General features: G+C 52.6%; 23 protein-coding genes. 4 read left to right on the top strand and 19 right to left on the bottom strand.

Translation table 11 applies throughout. From position 1 onward, the window contains the following. Nucleotides 1-108: 108 nt before the first annotated feature. Both AC13H5_RS05575 and AC13H5_RS05570 read right to left on the bottom strand, forming a co-directional pair. Nucleotides 109-1,230 (bottom strand): N-acetyldiaminopimelate deacetylase, encoded by a 1,122-nt coding sequence (locus AC13H5_RS05575; protein WP_034776999.1) that lies wholly within the window; start codon nucleotides 1,228-1,230, stop codon nucleotides 109-111. Next, a complete protein-coding gene (locus AC13H5_RS05570; RefSeq protein ID WP_034776997.1) occupies nucleotides 1,227-2,105 on the bottom strand; it encodes a LysR family transcriptional regulator in 879 nt (292 codons plus the stop codon). Before AC13H5_RS05570 ends, AC13H5_RS05575 begins: the two co-directional genes overlap by 4 nt. Nucleotides 2,106-2,215: 110 nt before the next feature. Here AC13H5_RS05570 and AC13H5_RS05565 point away from each other — a divergent pair, with 110 nt between their 5' ends. Continuing rightward, nucleotides 2,216-2,605: a disulfide bond formation protein B gene (locus AC13H5_RS05565; protein WP_214797060.1), complete on the top strand. Its 390-nt coding sequence runs from the start codon at nucleotides 2,216-2,218 to the stop codon at nucleotides 2,603-2,605. Nucleotides 2,606-2,675: 70 nt separating this feature from the next. On the opposite strand, the gene AC13H5_RS05560 is transcribed toward AC13H5_RS05565, so the two are convergent. The 10 genes from AC13H5_RS05560 to AC13H5_RS05515 form a co-directional block, all read right to left on the bottom strand. Next, complete coding sequence (locus tag AC13H5_RS05560; RefSeq protein WP_483546066.1) at nucleotides 2,676-3,518, bottom strand: IS3 family transposase; 843 nt, start codon at nucleotides 3,516-3,518, stop codon at nucleotides 2,676-2,678. Further along, entirely contained in the window at nucleotides 3,515-4,024 is a 510-nt protein-coding gene (locus tag AC13H5_RS05555) for a helix-turn-helix domain-containing protein (protein ID WP_483546065.1), read from the bottom strand. Before AC13H5_RS05555 ends, AC13H5_RS05560 begins: the two co-directional genes overlap by 4 nt. 406 nt (nucleotides 4,025-4,430) lie before the next feature. Next, on the bottom strand, nucleotides 4,431-5,246 hold the full coding sequence (gene nadE / locus AC13H5_RS05550; protein WP_034776993.1) for an ammonia-dependent NAD(+) synthetase: 816 nt from the start codon (nucleotides 5,244-5,246) through the stop codon (nucleotides 4,431-4,433). 117 nt (nucleotides 5,247-5,363) lie between these two features. Continuing rightward, nucleotides 5,364-6,173, bottom strand: coding sequence for a BsuPI-related putative proteinase inhibitor (locus AC13H5_RS05545; protein WP_371743387.1), 810 nt, complete (start codon nucleotides 6,171-6,173; stop codon nucleotides 5,364-5,366). 102 nt (nucleotides 6,174-6,275) lie between these two features. Next, nucleotides 6,276-6,470, bottom strand: coding sequence for a hypothetical protein (locus AC13H5_RS05540; RefSeq protein ID WP_021066980.1), 195 nt, complete (start codon nucleotides 6,468-6,470; stop codon nucleotides 6,276-6,278). Between the two features lie 243 nt (nucleotides 6,471-6,713). Then, nucleotides 6,714-7,805: a virulence factor gene (locus AC13H5_RS05535; protein ID WP_483546448.1), complete on the bottom strand. Its 1,092-nt coding sequence runs from the start codon at nucleotides 7,803-7,805 to the stop codon at nucleotides 6,714-6,716. Between the two features lie 71 nt (nucleotides 7,806-7,876). Then, a complete protein-coding gene (locus AC13H5_RS05530; protein ID WP_034776991.1) occupies nucleotides 7,877-8,116 on the bottom strand; it encodes a hypothetical protein in 240 nt (79 codons plus the stop codon). Between the two features lie 69 nt (nucleotides 8,117-8,185). Further along, nucleotides 8,186-8,746, bottom strand: a complete 561-nt coding sequence (locus tag AC13H5_RS05525) for an NADPH-dependent FMN reductase (RefSeq protein ID WP_034776989.1) — start codon at nucleotides 8,744-8,746, stop codon at nucleotides 8,186-8,188. After that, nucleotides 8,739-9,452 (bottom strand): alpha/beta fold hydrolase, encoded by a 714-nt coding sequence (locus tag AC13H5_RS05520; protein ID WP_404581865.1) that lies wholly within the window; start codon nucleotides 9,450-9,452, stop codon nucleotides 8,739-8,741. Before AC13H5_RS05520 ends, AC13H5_RS05525 begins: the two co-directional genes overlap by 8 nt. Next, nucleotides 9,452-10,021 carry a GNAT family N-acetyltransferase gene (locus tag AC13H5_RS05515; RefSeq protein ID WP_034776985.1) on the bottom strand — a complete coding sequence of 190 codons (570 nt, stop codon included), beginning with the start codon at nucleotides 10,019-10,021 and terminating at the stop codon, nucleotides 9,452-9,454. The genes AC13H5_RS05520 and AC13H5_RS05515 overlap by 1 nt, the downstream gene beginning before the upstream one ends. Nucleotides 10,022-10,172: 151 nt before the next feature. Between AC13H5_RS05515 and AC13H5_RS05510 the strand changes: the two genes are divergently transcribed. After that, nucleotides 10,173-10,904 (top strand): hypothetical protein, encoded by a 732-nt coding sequence (locus AC13H5_RS05510; RefSeq protein ID WP_034776983.1) that lies wholly within the window; start codon nucleotides 10,173-10,175, stop codon nucleotides 10,902-10,904. A 273-nt stretch (nucleotides 10,905-11,177) separates the two neighbouring features. Then, the gene (locus tag AC13H5_RS05505; RefSeq protein WP_029595769.1) at nucleotides 11,178-11,465 is read left to right on the top strand and encodes an FHA domain-containing protein; all 288 of its coding nucleotides are present in this window, start codon (nucleotides 11,178-11,180) and stop codon (nucleotides 11,463-11,465) included. 53 nt (nucleotides 11,466-11,518) lie between these two features. Here AC13H5_RS05505 and AC13H5_RS05500 read toward each other — a convergent pair whose 3' ends face one another. The 7 genes from AC13H5_RS05500 to AC13H5_RS05470 all read right to left on the bottom strand — a co-directional run bounded on the left by AC13H5_RS05500 (nucleotide 11,519) and on the right by AC13H5_RS05470 (nucleotide 17,119). Next, the gene (locus AC13H5_RS05500) at nucleotides 11,519-12,781 is read right to left on the bottom strand and encodes a PTS ascorbate transporter subunit IIC (protein WP_214797064.1); all 1,263 of its coding nucleotides are present in this window, start codon (nucleotides 12,779-12,781) and stop codon (nucleotides 11,519-11,521) included. 32 nt (nucleotides 12,782-12,813) lie between these two features. After that, nucleotides 12,814-13,080 (bottom strand): PTS sugar transporter subunit IIB, encoded by a 267-nt coding sequence (locus AC13H5_RS05495; RefSeq protein WP_034776979.1) that lies wholly within the window; start codon nucleotides 13,078-13,080, stop codon nucleotides 12,814-12,816. Continuing rightward, nucleotides 13,077-15,101, bottom strand: a complete 2,025-nt coding sequence (locus tag AC13H5_RS05490) for a BglG family transcription antiterminator (RefSeq protein ID WP_483546447.1) — start codon at nucleotides 15,099-15,101, stop codon at nucleotides 13,077-13,079. The genes AC13H5_RS05495 and AC13H5_RS05490 overlap by 4 nt, the downstream gene beginning before the upstream one ends. Before the next feature lie 170 nt (nucleotides 15,102-15,271). Beyond that, nucleotides 15,272-15,463, bottom strand: coding sequence for a hypothetical protein (locus tag AC13H5_RS05485; RefSeq protein ID WP_034776975.1), 192 nt, complete (start codon nucleotides 15,461-15,463; stop codon nucleotides 15,272-15,274). Further along, a complete protein-coding gene (locus AC13H5_RS05480) occupies nucleotides 15,460-15,993 on the bottom strand; it encodes a hypothetical protein (protein ID WP_483546446.1) in 534 nt (177 codons plus the stop codon). The genes AC13H5_RS05485 and AC13H5_RS05480 overlap by 4 nt, the downstream gene beginning before the upstream one ends. Further along, nucleotides 15,990-16,574: a phosphatase PAP2 family protein gene (locus AC13H5_RS05475; protein WP_034776971.1), complete on the bottom strand. Its 585-nt coding sequence runs from the start codon at nucleotides 16,572-16,574 to the stop codon at nucleotides 15,990-15,992. The genes AC13H5_RS05480 and AC13H5_RS05475 overlap by 4 nt, the downstream gene beginning before the upstream one ends. Then, complete coding sequence (locus AC13H5_RS05470; protein ID WP_034779805.1) at nucleotides 16,574-17,119, bottom strand: phosphatidylglycerophosphatase A family protein; 546 nt, start codon at nucleotides 17,117-17,119, stop codon at nucleotides 16,574-16,576. The genes AC13H5_RS05475 and AC13H5_RS05470 overlap by 1 nt, the downstream gene beginning before the upstream one ends. 173 nt (nucleotides 17,120-17,292) lie before the next feature. On the opposite strand from AC13H5_RS05470, the gene AC13H5_RS05465 reads away from it, so the two are divergent. Next, nucleotides 17,293-17,802, top strand: a complete 510-nt coding sequence (locus tag AC13H5_RS05465) for a YjcG family protein (RefSeq protein WP_034776969.1) — start codon at nucleotides 17,293-17,295, stop codon at nucleotides 17,800-17,802. Nucleotide 17,803: the final 1 nt, after the last annotated feature.

The raw sequence follows: 17,803 nt of genomic DNA, 5'->3' as shown, positions 1-17,803 counted from the left end.
ACAATATCGACGCTTTACAAGTCTTATTTACTTCCCGAATTTTTAACCGTTCACGCACAATTCAACACATTTCGCACAAAAAAGCGGACACCGTCGTGTCCGCTCCCTTCATTTAATGATCGCTGTTCGAAAGAAATGATCGAACAGCTCGATGGCGACATCAATCGCCCGCTCGTCCGGATTGAGCGTTGATTGATGGAGCCCTGAACCCATATCGTTCACGCCGAGCCAGACCATGAAGCCCGGTACTTGCTTCAACATGTAACCAAAATCTTCGCCGGTCATGGCGGGGACACACGTCTTGTACGAATACCCGACTTCTTCGACTACTTCTTCAAACTGGAACAAATAACGTTCGTCATTGACGACCTCGTGATAGCGATTGCCGAACTCTAGGTCGATTTGAACGTTATACGTCATCTCCACTCCGGCGATGATTTGACGGATACGCCCTTCGAGCACGACCATCTCCTTATCCGACAGCGCCCGGATCGTCCCGTCGAGTTTCGCCGTGTCGGCGATGATGTTCTCTTTCGTGCCGGCCGCGACCTTACCGATCGAGATGACAGCACTTCCCATCGGATCGATGTTCCGTGAGATGACCGTTTGAAGTTGCATGATTAAGGCAGCTTGGACGATCACGGCGTCAATTCCGGCATGTGGGAAGGCCCCGTGCCCGCCTTTTCCGTGAATCGTCAGATGCAGTTCACGCGCACTCGCGAACAAGACACCCGGGCGCGAGGCGATCGTGCCGACCGGATATTCCGGAGCCACATGAAGGCCGAACATCGCATCGGGACGGAAATGATAGAACAGTTCCGACACGGCCATCGGCTCAGCTCCGCCCGGACCTTCCTCTGCCGGTTGGAAAAAGATAACGAGGTCGTGGTCGAGCGGCTCCTCGACGGCACGTTTGATCAACCCAAGGGCGATCGCCATGTGAACGTCGTGGCCACAGGCGTGCATCATCCCCTCATGGACCGAGGCGAACTCGAGTCCTGTCTCTTCTGTGATCGGCAAGCCGTCCATGTCGGCCCGGTACCCAATCGTCTTCTCACCGACAAGCCCATCAACCCGGACGAACAGACCGGTGCGCCAGTGTGAGATATGCACCCGTGGCGAGTTCAGGGACCGGATCAACTCCTCAAGCGTCGCCTGTGTCTTAAACTCTTCATAACCTCGTTCTGGAATCAAATGTAACTGCCGTCTTGCTTCAATTGCCCAACTCATTCCACACTCTCCTTTGTCACTTCGTCCACGATTTCCCAAAATGCCTTCACTTGCGCCAACTCGAGCATCGATTCGGTCGACAACATCCACGTATCTCGGACGAGCGGTGTCCCGTTCGACGAGGTGAGCGGAATCTTATTGATCGCCTCGACATCTCGAATCGTCGACTCCGGCAAAATCGCGAAGCCAATTCCGTGGAGCGCCATCTGTTTGCACGTCTCAATCTGATCAACGACGAGCGTCGTCAGCGGCGGGCTCGAGAACCGTTCCTGCCACCATTCGAGAATCTCTTGATAATACGTCGAGTCGCTCTTGAATTGAATGAACGAGCGCTCGTTGTTTTTGAGTTGCTTTAAATCGGTCATCCGCATATCGACCAAGTGGAGCGAATCTGAGAACAGTTTCATCTTCTCGCCGCGCCAGTCAGGGTTCCCCCGGATGATACCGATATGAAAATTTTCTTCTAGCATATAGCGCATCATCTCGCTTGACCAGCCCGTCACGAGTTTGACCCGGACCGACGGATACCGCTCCATGAATCGTTTCAAGACGCGGGGCAGCCAATACTGTCCCATGATGGATGCGACGGCGATTTTTAATGTACCGTACACCTCACCTTGTTGCGCCGTCAACTCCCCACGCAGCTCCTGTTCTTCGCTGTACATCTTCTTTGCGAAGTCGATGATCTTTTCTCCGTCTGGTGTGAGCGCGAGCCCGCGCGTCGAACGGACGAATATCTTTTTACCCCATTGGTGCTCGATCGTGACGAGACGTTGACTGAGTGCGGGCTGGGAGACGAATAACCGCTCCGCTGCTTTGCGCATGTTCAACTCCTCGGCGAGGACGATCAACACTTCCACTTCTGATACTTGCATGACGTCACCTGTTTCTCTATCGTTTCAAAGATTGTATACTGGATACGTTATTGCTTCACTGTATCATATCATGTTTGTCGATTAGTTTTGAATCGTCAGGAGGAAATCAGATGCAACGTCATCATTTTGCCTTTATTGTCGCCACCATCGCGACGCTCGGCAGTCTTTATTTCTCGGAAATCATGCTGTACGTGCCATGCAAGTTATGCTGGTTCCAACGCATATTTATGTATCCGCTCGCCATCTATTACTTGACGGTGCTCCTCTCGAACCGTTCCGTGAACAGATTGTTCGTCGGTCTCATGGCCGGGGCGGGTTGGGCGATCGCCCTCTATCACGTCGTTCTCGAACGCATCCCGAACGGCGACGCGTTCTGCAGTAACGACTGTTTGATTCGTTGGGTGAACTACTTCGGGTTTGTCACGATCCCGCTGCTCAGCTTGATCGCGTTCACGCTCATCTTGCTCATCCAATTCGTGCCGACACGCTCGAAGCGCTAATGAATCGTACGTAAAAAAGAACCGGGCTATGGTGAACTGAACCGAAAAAGTTAGACACTAAATAGTTTCGTTAGGCGACCTTTAGAACCTGCGTCCGGTATTCCACCGGGCTCAGGTTTTTTAGTCGTTTCTTGATGCGACGATGATTGTAGTACTCGATGTATCGCTCGAGCTCCTGTTTGAAATGGGTCATATCTTCGAACTTCCTGAGATAAAGGAGCTCGGACTTGAGCACGGCGAAGAAACTCTCGATGGCCGCGTTGTCGAGACAGTTGCCCTTTCGGGACATACTCTGGGTGATGCCGTGTTCGCGCAGCTTCGCCGTGAACGCTCGGAACTGGTATTGCCAGCCCTGGTCAGAATGGAGGATTGGCCTTCCATCGCCGTCGAGTCTTGCGATGGCTTGGTCCAACATCTCGCCGACGAACGGATACCTAGGACTGTCTGACATCGAATAGGCGATGATTTCCCGGTTTGCCAGGTCCATCATCGGTGAGAGATAGAGTTTCTCCCCGAAAAGATGGAACTCGGTGACATCGGTCACCCACTTCTGGTTTAGGCCTGTGGCCTTAAAATCCCGTTCGAGGAGGTTCGGTGCGATTGTTCCGACCTCTCCCTTGTAGGACCGATATTTCTTCATGCGGACGAGGCACTTGAGACCGAGCTCGTCCATGAGACGCAATACGGTCTTCGGGTCGTGTCTGAAACCTCGGCGCTCGAGGAGCGCATGGATGCGACGATAGCCACAACGTCCTTCGTGTTCGTGGAAGAGGGCCTGGATCGCTTCCTTCACGTCCGCGTACTTGTCATCGGCCGTCAGGCGCGTCCGCCAATAGTAGTAGACGCTTCGAGCCATATCGAGCACCTGGAGGAGCCCCGGTACAGGATAGGTGGCCCGTAGCTCGTCGATCACTTGGGCCTTGATCCGGTTCGTCGCGCATCCTCTTCTTGAACCAAGGCTTTCAATTTTTTTAACGCGGCGTTCTCCATCTCGAGGTACTCGACCCGTTCCTTGAGTTTCTCAACTTCTGTCATCTCATCGGGATTCTTTTTCTTACGTTTCGCCATCGGGGCACGTCCTTTCGCTTTGGCTACCAGCCCCTCGACTCCTTTCCGTTCGTACGCGGACCGCCAATTGGAGATCATTCCGGGGGAGGAGATGCGGTACTTCAGGGCCGCATCCAAGTGGGACAGCCCATTGGTCGCCATGTCGTTTAGTACCTCCAGTTTAAACGCCGGCGAGTGGACTGTATAGGAAGGATCGAAGATTTCCTCCCCCCAACGCGCATAGAGATGCGACCAGGTACGCACCTGGCTATACGAGATCCCGAACTCCTGCGACAAAACTTCAAATCCGTCCCTTCCCGTGAAGTAGCGCTGGGCGATTTGGACTTTCAATGCCTTTGAATATTTGGTCATAAAAAACACCCCATAAAAGTTGGATTTTCATGTCCAACTTTTATGGGGCAGTTCAATGGCTCGGTTCTTTTTTATGGCCATTCCTTTGCTGGCACCCTCCGTTCCAAGAGCGATGCGAATGCCTCCGCAGCGCAAAATCGCGCTTTACGGGCTCATCCTTGCCTCGCTCTCCCCTAAGAGTTCGGGCGCCGGCCATGGCATCGATTGGCCTGTATACTATGAAAGCCTCCGCAATCCGTCCCGTGGCGCCCTGACTCATGCAGGAAAGCAATCCGACGAAGACCCCGCAGTGCCGGAATCGGCGCGAGGAGGCTTCGGGATTGCCTGCTGAAAGCATGGGCGCCAAAAGGAACGGATCGTAAACTTTACATCAAAAAGAACCAACCCAGAGGCTGGTTCTTTTTGATTACTGCCACCACTCGTCGTAGAGCGAGGCTGGCATATGGTGCTTATGGCGCGACCGCTTGAAGATCGTCTCGATCCGCTCGGCGATGGCCGGGTCGATCTCTTTGCCTTCTAAGTAGTCATCGAGCTGATCATACGTCATCCCGAGAGCGACCTCGTCCGGGAGTCCCGGCTTGTCATCTTCTAAGTCAGCCGTCGGCACTTTATAGATTAAACTCTCATGCGCCTCAAGTTCATGGAGCAACGCCTTGCCTTGGCGTTTGTTGAGTCCGGTGAGCGGCGTCAAGTCGGCAGCCCCATCGCCGTGCTTCGTGTAAAAGCCGGTCACATATTCAGCCGCATGATCCGTACCGACGACGAGCGCGCCGAACGTGGCGGCGATATCGTATTGAACTTTCATCCGCTCGCGTGCTTTCGTGTTCCCTTTATGGAAGTCACCGAGTTCAAGACCGGTCGCTTGTGCGAACGCTTCAGCCGAGGCGTCGACGGCCGGCTTCACGTTGACCGTGAACGTCTTGTCCGGACGGATGAATTCGAGGGCGCGCTTCGCATCCGCTTCGTCATGTTGTTCCCCATATGGAAGACGGACGGCGTAGAACGTGTACTCCGCGCCCGTTTCTTGACGCAACTCTTCCATCGCCTGCTGACAGAGTTTACCGGCGAGCGTCGAGTCCTGTCCACCCGAGATGCCAAGGACGAGCCCTTTCGCCCCTGCCCGTTTAACATAAGCCTTTAAAAAATCGGTCCGAAGACGAATTTCTTCGGCCGGGTTAATCGATGGTTTGACATGTGTCGATTCGATAATATGTTGCTGCATACTCAACTTCCTCCCTAACTGATATCGGTTTGCCTAATTGTCTGACAATCTGGGGGTGCCGTCAACTTGTTTCATTCCCGAAAAAAAACGACGGAAACCTCAGTTTCCGCCGTTCTTTTATTGGATGCGGAACGAGGCGACGTCGCCACCGACCGGTGTCATCTCTAAGAAGAGTGACTTGCCAGCCGGAGGTTCTTCGTCCAATAGGCCGCCGAATGTAAAGCCGCCGCTCGTCACTTCTCTCGCGCCTTGCGCATACAGGTTATGACCGTCCGACACACTCCACTCAAACTCTTCGACGTCGGTGTAGCCAGACACGTCGATGGCGTTGCCGTTCAACTTGATGACCACATCACGGAATGCACCGTTCGTTTGCGCCGGCTGATCGCTCGGCTCTTCCGTCGGCTCTTCCGACGGTTCTTCGGTCGTCCCCTCTTCCGCCGGTGCCTCGGTCGCCTCGACCGTCAACGTCTGTTGATCCGTCACCGCCATTTCAGGTGCACCGTCGACTTGGGCCAGTCCGACGAAATCGACTGTATAGTCCCCGGCTTCGAGCGTGAGCGGGAACACTTCATCGAACACTTTCTTCTCGCCTGGTTCCCACGTCTCTTCGATAATCGATTCCGTGAACATATATTCACTGCCGTAATCGAAGACGGTCGTATCACCGTTCATCACCGTCATTTGAAAACGTTGAGACGAGTTGAACGTTACCTTAACCGGCTCTTCGTTCGGGTTTGTCATCGACACCGTCGTCGACAGTTGTTTCGATTCGGCATCGTAGCTCACGTCCGTATCGAGCGTCAATAAAGCAGGCGGTGTCGACGCGGTGTCGTCCACATCGCTCGGGTTCGCTTCTTCTTTGCTGCACGCCGCCACAACCAATATCATCGCCGTGACGATGGCCAATAACCAAGTCTTCTTCACGTATCCCACTCTCCTCTGAAAAATAAAAAAAAACGTCTATAGCACTAGTGTAAACGTTCGTGCAGACGTTTGTAATGGGTTTACGTATATTATTCACCTTTATTATGAAACTTGGACGTTTTCCACGTACTGTTGCCAACCAGTCATGAACAACGCGTCGGCGACGTCGATGTCGGAACGAACTTGTGCAGAGATCGAGAACGTCTCACTGTGAATCGACTCAAAGATGACCGTGATCATACCATCGACGACTTCCTTATAGGCTACGAGTTCTGGGGTTTCTGCAAAAAGCATCATGAGTATGGCTCCTTTGTTGGTATAAGATATGTTTAGTGTATCAACGATTCGCAAGGAAAAACGTCCCATCGTTCGACAGGACAAAAGACCCGTTTACCCAACTGTCGAATAACTGGTATCGATTGTTAGTCATTTGGATGAATTATCAAATTCAAAACGAGAAAAGAGAGACGAATCGCATGACGATTCGTCTCTCTTCCCTGTAACTGTAAAAAAAATAAATATTTGTTTGTCGAATGATTGTTACTTCGTTCGATTCGAAATTTGTTGCCACACCGTCCCAAGCGCTGTCTCTCCACTCGTGATTCGCTCTTTCGCGAGACGAGCTTGAAGAGAAACCTCGAACTCGCGGTCGTCCTCGGCAATTTTCAATGCCGGCACCGCTTGCTCATCTCCACAATCGAACAAGAACCGGGCGGCCCGCCAACGGACAAGCTTGCTCTTATCTTTGAGCGCCTCGATCATCGACGGCTGCGACTGCGGCAACGCCCAATCCGATACCGTATCGCCGGCCGTACGACGGACGATCGGTGACGAGTCCACGAGCGCCTGTTCGATATACGTGACGTACTCTTCGCGGTTCTCTTCGAACATGCCGATCATGACGACCGCTTGTCGACGGATCGCCATCACTTTATCCTCGAGCGCACGGCGGAAGTACACCATGTTGTCCGGGACGATCTCGAGTTCGTCCAAGAACGCCAATCGCGCTTTCCAATCGTCTGATTGCAACTGGTTCGCATTCGCTTCATAGTCGGCTTCCCGGCCGAACGCACGGGCGACGATGCGCGCGACCCGTTCTTCGGGATAAGCCGCCTCGAGTTCTTCTTGCGCGACGACGCTCACGTCCTCGAGCTCTCCGTAACGCGGAGCTTGCTCGACCCAACGCCGGTCTTGAATGACGTTTTTCACTTGTGCTTGCACGTCGAGCGCCGCGTCGACGAACCGCTTCGACAGACCGACACGTTTTTCGGTGTCACCTTTGACGAGTTTTAACTGCATCGGGACGTCGAGTACGAACTGGACCGATACGTGGACCGGTTCATAGTCCGCCGCCATCTGGTTTGCCTCGACTTCCGGGACGTCTTCCCCGAACGCGCGACGAATCTCGTTCATAACGTCGTGCCAATCATGTTTTGGATGGCGTTCGACGGCGAGGAAGTCGGAAACCGCATAGACCGACTTGACCCCTCGCAACCCCACGATGTCCTCGATAATCGGAGGCATGTCACGGCTCGCCTTGTCATACGTGACGCCTCGGCCAGTGAAAGACGGCTCCACGATAATCTTCAAGTTATTTGGACTTGGAGTTGGTTCAATTGCTACTAGTTTCATCCTCATCACCTCACCTTCAATCGTGACGAAAACGACAAAAAAACGCAAGCGAGTCGCTTGCGTCGTGAACATCAAAATAGGGCGATGAACTGTTGGAGCGAATAACGATCCCCTTCGACGATGAACGTATCGTCCCCGGCGACCGGCTCGAGGAAGAAACGTTTCTCTCCATCGGCCTTCACGTATCCGAAAATATGGCCCGTCTGATAGAATAATTCCACAATCGTGACCCGGCCGAACGTCATCCCGTCATTGATGACTGCCCGGTCCTCTAACTCGCCGCCATTGTACAGTTCAATATACGTTTCCATTTTTGCTGTCGCTCCCTTTGTGTTTGTTTTCACAATTTATTTCTATCAAACAATCAGGGCGACTTCAAGTTAATTTTTTGCTTGACGCTTCCAAAATTCAATCCAATTGTAATACTCCGATAATACTCGGTCGATTTGTTGCCGCGACTTTTCATCATGCAATCCAGTATCATCAATCTTTTCTTTACAATGCGTGATAAAGATTTCATTTCCTGGTAAAACGTTAGCACGATTTGTGGCAAATACTTGACGGAGATGAATTTGACATCGCGCCGTCCCGAGCATCCCTGGAGACGCCCCGGCAATCATGACCGGTTTCTCACGGAGCGGCGTGCCTGGTTCGAGCGACAGCCAATCGATCGCGTTCTTCAACACACCCGGGATGCTGTGGTTATATTCCGGGGTGACGACGAGCAGACCGTCCGCCTCACGCACAGCTCGTTTGAAGTCGCGCACGACTTCGGGTTCATCCGGGTCAATCAAGTCGTCGTTATAGAGCGGCATCTCAATCGAAGCGATTTCGACATCGAAGCGGTCACGGCCGAGCTCGATAATCGAGTGGAGCAACGCCGTATTGAACGACGCTTTCCGAAGACTCCCTGACACGGCGACAAGTTTGAATTTAGACATGTCGCACCTCCTTAAGCCAATCGTTGATGAGTCGCGCTTCTAATTCAGGCTCCTCCATCATCCCCATATGGCTGCTTGGGACGGTTTGTTTCGTGTGATGTTCTGCGCCTAAGAAAGCACGATCCGCGCCCATGTTCGGATCCTTGTCCCCATAGAGGAATAGTCCGGGCAATCCCGTTTCACGCACGGTCTCCGTTTCGTCGGCCCGATCGCGGATCGCGAGCTGGGCAGACATGACCCCTTCCTTCGACATCTCATACCCGATTTGTTTCGCGCGTTCAATCAAGCTAGTGTCGGAATCAGCCGCAAACACGCCGGGAATCATCGTATCGATGAACGGATGGACCCCTTCTTCCATTACTCGTTCGATCGCTTGATTGCGTTTGGCTTTTGCTTCTTCCGGGTCAGCCGCTGCCGTCGAGTGGATCAAACCGAATCCCGACAACTCGGTCGGATAACGGCGGACGAGGTTTGTCGTGATGTAGCCGCCGAATGAATGGCCGAGCACGATCGGCCGGTCGAGTTCTCGGAGCCGCATCTCGGCGACCACCCAATCCGCGAACTGGTCCATCGTCTCAGGTCCTGCTTCGGTTCCAGCATGACCTGGCAGCGTCAGCGCATATACTTCCGCATCAAGCAACGGGATAAGTTCCTCAAAATAGTCAGGTGACCCACATAAACCGTGTAACAGCACAAGTTGTCTCATCATCTTTCCTCCCTCTCATTCCATTCCTCTTTCAAGAGACGATACATCGTCAAGTCCATGAAACGGCCATGACTATAGGCATAATCATGAAGTAGCCCCTCTTCCGTGAATCCAAGCTTCTGCACCAACCGGTTCGACCCTTCGTTTTCCGGGGCGACGAGCGCCGAGATGCGATGAAACTTGAACTCGTCGAACCCGTGCCGGATGACGGCCGATGCCGCCTCATGCGCGACGCCGCGACGCCAGTGGTTCGGCGCAACCTCAAAGCCGATCTCGGCACGAAAGTATTGGGGCGTCCAGTTATGAAAGCCGATGGTCCCGACCAGTTCGTTCGTCTCACGGTCGCAGATCGCCCAGCGGATCGCTTTGCCTTGTTGAAACTGGTCTTTGAAATAAGCGATAACGTTCTTCGCCTCATATACGGCCAATAAAGGGTCAGACCCGTAATAGCGCATCACTTCCTCGGTCGAGAGAATCACATAGAGCGCCCTCGCGTCACGGGGTTCGAGTTCTCTTAAGATGAACCGACTCGTTATGAGTTCAGGAAAACTTTTTTTCAACCCCCACATATGGAATCCGCCTTTCTGCTTCTTTTCCTCAATTATAACCATTTTCCCAAAAAAACCATCATCTCAATCCTCCCGAACCGCTCAAACATGGCGCACTCGATAGGGATTTGCTAAAATCAAACTATAGTGACTTTGAACTGAGGGGATAAACATGTCAAAACAGTTGTTCTATATTAAACAAGACCGAGAACTGCAACGTTTTACACTTCACGGCGTGACGCTGAGCGATGTCACCGAGGCGCTATCACTCGCTCGCCCGATGATCATCTGTCGCACGGACATAAAAGGGATGAGACAGTCATCCCGGACCCGGTTTCGCTATATCGAGGCGCACGAACTGTCGACGTTCTCGACGAAATACTTAAACAATCAAACAAGCTTCACTGCTATCGACTTTCCCGACTACCACCTGCTCGAATCGTTATCAGACCATGAAATCGCCGAGATTTTGTTCCTCAGCCACATGGAACGAGGTTTGAAGGGGCCGTTCCTCAACTCGATTCAAAACGAGATCGCTTTCTTCAACGAGTCGAACGACCGTCACAGCAGCCTCTACATCAGAGACTGGTCGACGATTAGCCAGTTTCTCCAAAGTGTCTTGCAAAGCAAACTCGATCGGGACATCCGTAACATCAGTTTTGTCCCCATCCCCCTCCCGGTCATCGATGAAATTTTGGCGTTGTCACCACAAGGCCTGATCATCGATTTTGACCATACGAAACGGAGTCTATTCAATCGCCAAGTGTCGATCGCCTTCTATGTCGCGGGCCGATACGAGGACATGTCCGTCCTCGAGGAAGACTTTGACGCGAAGAAGGAATCGATTGCGTTGAAGGGACAATTGACGTATCGCCGGCGCACGTGGGAGATCGAACGCTTTTGAGTTCATCCCTGCATGAATCTTTGTCGAACCTGATCCCATCAGGTTCTTTTTTGTTATCCCGCCCATACGGATTACACCTTAAATCCCTTAGCGATGCGCCTGTGACACTATTTTTAAAAATTGATAACAAATTGTCTTAATTTTTCGTTAAATTAAGTCTTTTCTTTTATCGCGAGGACGGTATACTAGGAATAACCTTCTGGAGGAATGGAAGGCAATATAGAGAAAGCGAGGTGAAAATCTATTCATCATGCGGATGGATAGATACACGAGATGGAACAACTGAAAGTACAGGGAATGTCTTCGTTCACCAAGTTTGCGACGAATGGAAAAATGCTGAAACTAAAAGATGCAGTAGCCGGCGAGCAACGGATTTCGCTTCAAGAAGCGACCGATATTCAAGTATCGATGCTCGACGAGGACCATTCGCGCTTCACTATATTCGGTCAGTCACACCCGCTCGTTGAACTGACCCTTCCTCACCATTCTTGTGAAGTGTTACATGCCTGGTTATTACACAAGTTAAAACGACAAAAAATCAAGTTGGCTTCTAACGCCTAAAACAGTAGAAAGACCACGTCCGAACGGACGTGGTCTTTCGTTTGGATTCAACTTCATGTGAACAATGAGACGAACCAGCTGATGAGAATCCCGACGAGCGCGAAGTCTGAGTCTCCGAACGTCGTGCTCTCAAAGCCGAGGTTCCCGAGCAACGGTAGGAGCAGTGCCGGCAGGAAGCTGATGAGCACGCCGTTCGCGAAGGCACCTAAAATTGCCCCGCGGCGCCCTCCCGTCGCGTTGCCGAACACGCCTGCCGTCGCTCCCGTGAAGAAGTGCGGGACCAATCCCGGGACGATGATCGCGAGCCCGAACAGCGGGAGGAAGAACATCGAAATCAACCCGGCCGCAAAGCTGACCAAGAAACCGATGATGACCGCGTTCGGAGCGAACGGGAATACGGTCGGACAGTCAAGCGCAGGTTTTGCGTTCGGCACCATCTTGTCGGCAATCCCTTTGAACGCCGGTACGATCTCGGCGATCAACATCCGAACCCCGGCGAGGACGATATACACGCCGGCCGCGAACGTAATCGCTTGAATGATCGAGAAGACGATATAGTTCGAACCGCCTGATAGCTCACTCTCGACAAAACCGGGACCCGCGAAGATGGCCACGACAACAAACAAGAGCGTCATCGTCAACGAGACGGCGACCGATGTGTCACGTAGGAATCCGAGCTGCTTCGGTACTTGAATGTGTTCCGTCGAGTGTTCTTTGTTACCGGCATACTTGCCGATCGTACCCGAGACGAAATACCCGAGCGAACCGAAATGTCCGATCGCGAAGTCGTCCGAGCCTGTGATTTGACGGACGAACGGTTGCAAGAGCGCCGGGAAGAGCACCATACATAACCCGAGCAACAGCGAACCGACCGCGACGAGGACGACTCCTTCAAGGCCTGACACCGACAAAATCGCGGCGAGCAAACTCGCCATGAACAACGTGTGGTGACCCGTCAGAAAAATATATTTGAACGGTGTGAATCGGGCGAGCACGATGTTCATGACCATCCCGAACACCATGATCATCGCCGTCTCGACGCCGAACGCGTCTTGAGCGACCGCGACGATCGCTTCGTTATTCGGGATAACCCCGCGAATACTGAACGCCTCGTCGAACATCTGCCCGAATATATCAAGTGCCGCGATGATGACCCCGGCCCCGGCCCCGATAATGACGAAGCCCATGATCGTCTTCAACGTCCCAGAGACGACCGATGCCACATCTTTCTTTTGAAGCACAAGACCAATCAAAGCGAACAGACCGACCAAGATGGCAGGTGTCCCTAGTATGTCTCGCATAATTAAATCAAGCATTCATTGTTCCCCCTTCCGACCCCCGAAGTCGTTTACAGTTTACCTTCTAGTTGCGCCTTGATCCCTTCAATGTCCATGACGTTCTCAAGAGCCACGATTTCACGCGTCCCGTCATCGAGCGTACCGATGATGTCTTTGGCCCCCAGATAAATATCGGCCGGTTCCGTACGTGCCGTCGCGATATCCGTGTGCGACACTTCTGCCTCGGCACCCATTTGATCAAGCGCCTTCTTCACATTCAACTCCATGATGAAACTTGAACCGAGCCCGTTTCCACATACAACTAAGATTTTTTTCATGATTGTTCCTCCTCTGAATATTTGTTGATGACTGGTAACATGTCGTCACTCGTCTGGGCGGACAACAACGTCGCCAAATCGGCCTCGTTGCCGAGCAATTCCGTCAGTTGGGCGAGCGCCTTCAAATGTGTCGTCTGGTCGATGGCCGCAAGTACAAAGAAGAGCCGGACCGATTTGTTTTCGGGGAAGACGACCGGGTCTCCCACTTTCAATACGCTCATGCCGAGCTTTCGGACCCCGTCCTCGGGTCGGGCGTGCGGAATGGCCACGTCAGGCATGAGGACGATATACGGTCCGTGTTCTTCTACGTTGTCAATCATCGTGTCGATATAACTCCTCACAATCGATTCGTTCGCTTCGAGCGGCTTGGCCGCTAGACGGATGGCCGCTTGCCAATCCTCGACTTTGTCTAGCACTTGAATATTTTCTCGCGTGATCAGTTCATTTAGCACCGGCTGTCCCCCCTGGTGTACAGTTTGAGTCGTGTCTGCATACAGCAACGCCCGCAAATCTTGGCGCAGTTGCCGTTCGTTCGTGACGGTCGCATGTTTTTTTACGACTTGCAACACGTCGTCGAGTTGAACTGTGACGTGCTCGCCCCGTTTTAAAAATCGTTGCTCGATTTGACGCTTCAACTGGATTTGTTCAAGCCGTGTCGGCAACGCTGGGACAAGTGTCACATTCGCCAACTCATGAATCGTTCGCGGCAACGGGACGGTCGTGAAAATCAAGTCGACGAGCGGCGCGTACTGCTCGACGTCCCGCTGCGAGATCGGTGGTAAAAAGACGATCTCAGGAAATTGATTCTTCAAAATATGGTCGAGCATGTGCGAGACGCTAATCCCGCTCGGACAGACGACGATGGCTTTCATCTGCTCATCGAGGTGCTGTCCTTGTTGATGGAGATGCGCAGCAAAATGGAGCGTATAATACATGACTTCCGTCGCCGGAACGGCTTTGCCGAGACGTTGCCGGAACGGCTCGAGTGATCGCTCTACGAGAACGTTCAACACTTTGTGTTCTTTCATAACATAACGTTCGAGCTCTTCGGGTGCTTCGAGCCCGGTGTAGACGCGTTGCATCGTCGCTTTCGAATGAAGCACGAGTTTCTCGCACAGTGCTTCCCGCTCGATGATGAACGTGCAACTGAGAAGTTCGAACCGTTCGATCACATCCATCATGACGCTAGCCAATTCGTGTTGTGTCGCCTCATCCATCTCTTCCTCGACTTTCGGTCCGCTCTTGATCAGCATATCGAGCGTCACCCAGAGATGAGGCATTTGACTGAAGTGGTGCCGGAGCGCGTCGTCCGTGTTCTCCGCCATGACGTGATCTTCTTCGTCGGTGGACGTAGGCAACGCCATTCGGCTTCCGAACAAGAGGAAGTAGGCGAGTTTTTCTCGATGGCTCTCGACCAAGCGGAACTGTCGAACCGTCTCGTACGTTTCGAGTTGGTGAAGCAGCTCTTCATATTCCATCTCCCAATCCGCGAGCACGGCACTGACAAGACGCTCCTTCGTCGAACGGGTGACGAGACGTTCAATCGTCCGATATAAATACAAGGCGATTGTTTGTGGATGTCCGTTTACGTGATACCCCGACTTCCGGGTATAGGCGAAATCGAGACCGAAATGCGCCGCGCTTTTCTTCACACCGTTCAAACTTTCTTGCACCGTGAATTTGGAGACGTCAAGGAGTTGTTGAAAATGAAACGCCGATAAAAACTCTCGGTTGACCAATGTGAAGAACACGATCAGCAATTCGCGCTCTTCTTCAGCCCAAATCAATCCTGCTTGTTCAAACCGCTCCGTCAGCTCGGGAGTGAGCGTCAATTGAATCGTCGCCCCGTCCGTGTGCATGTCTGGCAGTCCACAATCGACCAACCATTCTTGAATCCGCTCCAGCTCATACTCGATGGTCCGTCGTGAATACGGGAGCATCAGCTCGAGCGATTCAATCGTCACTCGTTGTTCGTGCATGATGACGCTCAGGATTCGCTTGCTCTTTTCATTCAATAACATGGTAGTGGCCTCCTACACGTTTAGTATAAGCGAGTTTCGTCTAGATTATGTAAGCGTTTACGACAGAGTTTTCGGGTCGCCGTCCCCAAACTTCTGTCTCTCGTCGTGCGACCAGAAAAAAGAGGCACAGGACCTCATTTGCCCTTTGCCCCTCCTTTATCCGTAGCCGCTTATTCTGTCGAACCGGCTTCGTTCTTCCGATAAATTGTGACGCCCCCGTGTTTCGCTTCCCCGACGACTTCAAACATCCAGCCCTTGTCGATCAACAGCGAGCGGACCGTCAAAAAATCGTCTTTTGGCACGAGTAACTCTTCGACCGAACCGTCGAGTAGTGCTTGGATCTTTTGTTCCCACTCGTTCATCGTACGTCACCTCTCTCCGCTTGTTGTCGGTTCGCCCAAGCGAACAGCCGTTCACTTGTCTGCATCACATTTCCCGGTACGCATACGTCATCTGGCACGCGGGGATGCGACGTGATCGCCTCATCGATGGCGAGTATGACCGGTTCACCGAGTTCCCGTTCAAGGTAATCCGCTGCGAACGCGATCCGCTCGCGGTCTGTCGTGACACCTGCGTCGCGCAGGGCGCCTTCATAGGCCTCATCCCGCTCATTGTCCTTCATCAATACATGTCCCGATTCAATGATGGCGAACGGAGGCTTGGCATCGACATGAAACACCTCGTAGGCTCGATAAGCCGCTTCATCACACGACAAGAGCGGCACGAAGCGGTGTTGCCCTGTCCACTTCTTCAGTTGGAACAATGTCCGCATCGCGGTGAACGATTTGGCTCCGGACGCATCCTTTTCGACCAGAATCGTCGGCGCTTCCGCCGCATCAGCCCGGTCGCGGTCCATAAACAACCATGTTTCGACTTGTGTTACAAGAATCAAATTTGTTTCCTCCTTACCATTTCTGACCCCGCCACGATGACAAGGGCGACGAGCCAGCCTCCGATGACGTCACTAAAATAATGGACGTTCAAGATGACCCGGCTGAACGAGACGGCCAACGTCATTGTGACGAGCAGAATCAAGCCTGCGACGGTCTCATTCCGTCGATACACCAATACGGCGAGCAGTCCATACAACGCGAGTGACCCTGAGGCATGACCGCTTGGGAAACTGTACGTCGTCGCGTCGAGCGCCGCATCGATTGACGGCCGGTCGATACCATAGATGAGTTTCAGCCCTTGCGTCACAAGTAGCGTCGTAATGACGACAATCGGTAAACGAAACGCCTCGAACCGGTCGCCCCGCCACAAAAAATAAAGCATGCCGATAAACGACAGGCCGATCAATACCTTCACGCTGCCGAGCTCGGTCACATAGACGAACAGCGGACCGGCGAGCGGGTCAAGCGTAGACGTGACGAACCTATCAACCGGCACCACCCAACCTAAAACAACGACCACCGAGAAGAGCACGAAACTGATCGCCCCGGTGATCGCCAACATGTTTGAGCGCGGTGTCATTAATACAAGCCTTTCCGTTCCCGCATCTCGTCTTCGCCAAAGTCGGTCATATCGCGCAAGCGGTGCGCCAAGCGTCCCGATGCGTTCGCCGCGATCGCGCCGACGAGGTCGTCCATGAACGTATGGACTTGACCATCTTCCATTTTCGTGTCGAGCTGTTTGATGATACCGATTTTCGCTTTGTCTAAGTATCCGAACGTCGTGACGGCGATGGAACCATATGTGTTGACGGCCCCGATGGCAATCGTCTCATCGACACCGAACAAGCCCTCGTCCGATGCCACGATTGACAACAGTGGCTCGGACAACTGTCCGCGTTCGGCGAGAATATCAAGTTCTGATCCGACGAGAATCGCATGTTGGAGCTCTCGTTTATCTAACACGGCCTCGACCGATTCCGTGCAGTCTTTCAATGACAAGTGTGGCGAATACGGCGCCTGCATTTGATAGACGATCTCGGCGATCGATTCAATCGATACGCCCCGTTCAATCAAGCGAGCCCGTGCGGCCTCGCGTACGTCTCGTGAGTGTGGTACATGTTTCATCATCTAGGCGGGAACACTCCCGCTACACATCCTTTCATCTCGAGAAGGTTTCTCCCGAAGTACTCAACCTCTATTATACTGAAAACTCGAAAAAAAGACTAAGCCCGCTTTGACTTCATTCAATAAATCGGTCATCATAAAAAAGTAGACCACTTTATAAAGGGGGAACTGGAATGAAGATTGGGGTAGTCTTATTTCCATCAAAACAAGTTCAAGATTTCGCCAACTCGTATCGGAAGCGGTACGATACGAAGTACGCCTTGATTTCACCACACGTGACAATCAAGGAACGCACGGAGATTGACGAAGCCGATTTACCGAAAGTGCTCGAGTATTTGCAACAAGTCGCGGACTCGACCAAACCGATCCAATTAAAAATCGATGGGGTCCGCTCGTTCGCACCGACGAACAACGTCCTCTACTTAAAAGTGTTGCCGACGCGCGAACTGTCAGCGCTCCAAGACAAGCTCCACGAGGGGCTTCTCAACCAGCCTCCCAAATACGAGTTTCTCCCGCACATCACCATCGGGCAAGATTTGACCGATGCCGAACTGTTCGACGTGCTCGAACGGATGCGCATGGAGCAAGTTCATTTCGAGGAAACGGTCAACCGTATGGCCGTCATGTATGAGCTCGAAAACGAAACATGGAACGTCTATGAGACGTTCCGGTTCCGCGGATAAG

Source organism: Exiguobacterium sp. FD-YE-25-4 (assembly GCF_057004685.1).
This window is presented reverse-complemented; position numbering and strand designations above follow the sequence as displayed.